Origin of the sequence: Gemmatimonas sp., assembly GCF_021298855.1 — a bacterium.
GTDB lineage: Bacteria > Gemmatimonadota > Gemmatimonadetes > Gemmatimonadales > Gemmatimonadaceae > Gemmatimonas.
On the sequence record NZ_JAJTHI010000041.1, the window covers coordinates 1 to 3,411 of the forward strand.

At 66.1% G+C, this 3,411-nt stretch carries 6 protein-coding genes and 1 pseudogene; 1 reads left to right on the top strand and 6 read right to left on the bottom strand.

What is annotated here, in order from left to right:
• Positions 1–960, top strand: a pseudogene (locus tag LW840_RS12880) (hypothetical protein); the annotation flags it as partial.
• Positions 961–1,002: 42 nt separating this feature from the next.
• Here LW840_RS12880 and LW840_RS12885 read toward each other — a convergent pair.
• The 6 genes from LW840_RS12885 to LW840_RS12910 all read right to left on the bottom strand — a co-directional run bounded on the left by LW840_RS12885 (position 1,003) and on the right by LW840_RS12910 (position 3,237).
• Positions 1,003–1,497 carry a type II toxin-antitoxin system VapC family toxin gene (locus LW840_RS12885; protein WP_345780908.1) on the bottom strand — a complete coding sequence of 165 codons (495 nt, stop codon included), beginning with the start codon at positions 1,495–1,497 and terminating at the stop codon, positions 1,003–1,005.
• Positions 1,463–1,699: a type II toxin-antitoxin system Phd/YefM family antitoxin gene (locus LW840_RS12890; protein WP_291277106.1), complete on the bottom strand. Its 237-nt coding sequence runs from the start codon at positions 1,697–1,699 to the stop codon at positions 1,463–1,465. Before LW840_RS12890 ends, LW840_RS12885 begins: the two co-directional genes overlap by 35 nt.
• 149 nt (positions 1,700–1,848) lie before the next feature.
• On the bottom strand, positions 1,849–2,235 hold the full coding sequence (locus tag LW840_RS12895) for a PIN domain-containing protein (protein WP_291277107.1): 387 nt from the start codon (positions 2,233–2,235) through the stop codon (positions 1,849–1,851).
• Complete coding sequence (locus tag LW840_RS12900) at positions 2,232–2,513, bottom strand: hypothetical protein (protein ID WP_291277108.1); 282 nt, start codon at positions 2,511–2,513, stop codon at positions 2,232–2,234. Before LW840_RS12900 ends, LW840_RS12895 begins: the two co-directional genes overlap by 4 nt.
• Positions 2,514–2,558: 45 nt before the next feature.
• On the bottom strand, positions 2,559–3,011 hold the full coding sequence (locus LW840_RS12905; protein ID WP_291277109.1) for a TA system VapC family ribonuclease toxin: 453 nt from the start codon (positions 3,009–3,011) through the stop codon (positions 2,559–2,561).
• Positions 2,998–3,237 carry a hypothetical protein gene (locus LW840_RS12910; protein WP_291260436.1) on the bottom strand — a complete coding sequence of 80 codons (240 nt, stop codon included), beginning with the start codon at positions 3,235–3,237 and terminating at the stop codon, positions 2,998–3,000. Before LW840_RS12910 ends, LW840_RS12905 begins: the two co-directional genes overlap by 14 nt.
• Positions 3,238–3,411 lie beyond the last annotated feature (174 nt).

A 3,411-nucleotide genomic window follows, 5' to 3' on the forward strand; every position in this document is an offset into this window, starting at 1 on the left:
GTGGCCACGCCGCTGGCGGCCACCAACTCGCTGGTGGGCGGCCAGGACCCGCCACTGGCGGCGACCATCAACTACACCATTGGCGGCAGCGCCAGGGATTCCCTGCCGCGCGACAGCGTGCGCTTCCTGGTGTACGACGGCGGTGGTGCGCTCATTCGCAAGTTCGCCGGTGCGCCGGCCAGGCGTGGGCTCAACCGCGCGCTGTGGGATCTGCGTCACGAGGGGCCGCGCAAGGCCAAGCTGCGCACCGCGCCGCCGGGGAACACGTTCCTGCGCGTAACCGATTCGCGCCCGCTGGTGCCGTGGGACCTGGACCTGGTGGGCGGGCAGGTGGGGCCGCTGGTGGCGCCTGGCACGTACACGGTGGCGATGGTCTACAAGAGCGACACGCTGCGTCAGAAGGTGGAGGTGCGGCGCGACCCCAACAGCGAGGGCACCGACGCCGACATTGCCGCGCAGGTGGCGCTGGCGCTGCGCATTCGCGACGCGATGAACGAAACGGTGGCGCTGATCGACGAAAGCGAGTGGCAACGCCGCAGCTTCGAGCAGATGCGCACCACGCTGCGCGAAAAGATTCGCGACGCCAGGGAATACGGTGCCAGCCCGGGTCCGGCCCTTAAAGTGCCCGACGCCGAAGCCTTTTTGAAGGAGATCGACGCGGTGGAGCAACGCGTGATCGCCATTGAAGGGAAGCTGTACGACATCGCACTCACCGGCGCGCGCGAGGACGCCTTCCGCACCCCCAACCAGCTGTACGAAAAGCTGGCCAGTGTGGGGAGCGACGTGAGTGCCTCCAGCGCCGACTTCCGCCCCACCGATCAGCAGGGGGAGGTGTACGGCATGCTGGCCAAGCAGCTGGACGGGCTGAAGGCGCAGTTCAAGGACTTCGTGGCCGGCGACCTGGCGGCCTTTGCGGCCAAGGCGGCGAAGCTGGGGCTGGCGATGCCGGTGATGTTCTAAGTAGCAGTCGAACGATCTGGCGGCGGACCGGGCTGTTCGCCGCTACCAGACCGCTTCCCGGAAGAACGCGCGGATGGCCCGGTCGGACGACAGCAACGTCGCCTGGTGGTGCATGGCGGTGGCGACGATGATGCGGTCGGCCGGGTCCCTATGGTCCCACTCGAGCGCCAGCACCTGACGCCAGATGACGAGGTCGACTGGCAGGATGGACAGCCCACTCATCGACTCGATTCGGGTCAGGAATCCGTCGAACGAATCGCCGAGCTCCAGCATGCCACGCTCCGCCTTGAGGCCGATCTCCCAGAAGGACACGGAACTCACGAGGACCGTCGTGTGCTGCGCCGAGGCCAGATGCGCGGCGGCGGCGCGACTCAAGCGCGCAGGATCCTGGAGCCACCAGAGCAGAACGGCGGTATCGAGGAGGAGGGGACGGGCGGGTGTTTCCCGTACCCGTTTCGTCGCCGCTGGCTTTGCGCGCTTGCCGTAGGGGACGCCGCTTCGTTCAGGCGCCATCCCACTCGTCCACAGTGGGCGCATTGGGGTCGCCCGCGAAGCGCACGGGGCCAATCGCGCGGAATTCCGCCAGCACGTCGGCCATGGGCCGCTTTTCGGCGTACGGCACGACCTGCAGCACCGGCTTGCCGTGATCGGTGACGACCAGCGGCTCTCCCGTCTCCTCCACCTGGCGGAAATACTCGAGCATACGCGCCTTGAGTGCGCTTTTGGATATTGTGACCATGGTCATAACCATAGTCATAAATCACCGATAACACCAGCCAACCGATGGCGTTCGCAGCCAAGGGGCAAGGCAGGGGCTGCCGATACCGGTGATGTTCTGACGGACGTCCCAAGATCTGGCGGGTGCGCTGATGTCCGCTCGCGCGAGCATCAGCGCACCAGTCGGGCCCCTTCGAGCCGAGCGAGCCGCTGATCGAAGGTGAGCAGTTCACGGTCTTCGCCGAAGGCTTGGGCGAGAATGAGTCGATCCATGACCCCCGGTTCGTGCGTGTCTCGCGCGTTGGCCAGTGCATCGCGAACACACGGATTGGTGCCGAGTCGCTCGCTCGAAAGCAGCGCGAGCAGCGCGTCCACCGCGGCAACGTGAGGCACCTGGTAATGATGGCGCAGGGCGTAGTAGCTCTCGCCGACAACGAGCGCGTCGACATGGACCTTGGTGTCGAGCCGCTCCAGTTGCCTGCGCGCGATCTCCGCCTGATTGCTTGGCTCGCCCGTGAGCAGGCGCAGTACGACGGATGTGTCGACGGCGCTGCTCATTCGCCGGCGGTGAGCGAGCGGCCACGCACGATGCTCGCCCGGGCCGCTTCGATCGAATGGTCTTCCACGCTCGAGGCGAAGCCTCGGAGCTGACCAAGCCACGCCGGCCTCCATTCACCGTGTTCGGTGGTTTCGGACACGCTCGTGCCAGCCGGCGGGCCGTCGAGCACGTACCGAACGCCCTCGGCGACCAGCTCCCGAACGGTTCGTCCCTGACGCGCCGCCTCGATCTTGAGGCGGCGGTACAGCAGATCGTCGAAATCGATGGTGGCTTTCATGTTAACAATATATATGGTAATATGGTACACTAGAAGGTTCGGCAATCACACGAACTGATCCTTCGGGTTCACCGGATCCACGACCGCCGCAAAGCCGGCGTCCGCAAAGTCACGCACGTTGCGTGTGTAGAACCGGGTGACGCCGTTCGAGCGGAGGGTCAGGGCGAGCACCGCATCGAACGTGCGCCGCGCCGGGAAGTCCTGCTGTGCCCACTGGGCATGCAACCGCGGCATCTGCGCCGGCGACCAGGCGCACTGCTGCCACCCGCTCTTGTCGCGGTACCACGCCACCGTGTTGGCCGCGGTTGCCGCATCGAGTGGCCGTTGGAGCACGCTGGGGTGCCGGAGCAGGCGATACAGTTCGAACCACAGCTGGTCGGCAATGACCCAGTCGTTCGGCGCGTCCAGTGCCTCCGCCACCAGCGCGCGACAGGACTCGTGCTCGGCGCAATCGCGGTTGATGGCGTAGAGCAGAATGTTGGTATCAAGACTCTGCACGGTCTTCCCAGGCGCGATCGCGGAGCTTGTCTGCCGCTGTCTGCATGTCCCCGAGCCCGTAGACCGGTGGGGCCTCACGCACCTGTCGGGGAGCGGGCGCATTGGCGGCAAGCCACGCATCTACAGCCGCCCGCACCAGCTCGCTCACCGGGCGATCCATGACCTTGGCCGCCTGGCGCAGCCGAGCCAGCTGCGGCTCGGGAAAGAGGATTTGCATTTTCTCCATGGATCCAGTATAAACATGGATCCATGTGCCATCAAGTTGCTCGGCTCATTCAACTCCTCCTCGTGTGACCGGACGAGACGACACCAGCCTCACCCGCCGCGACGCCATCAAAGCCTCGCTCGCCGGCGGCGCGGTGGGCGCACTGCCACTGCTGGGCATCCCGGCACCGCTCGA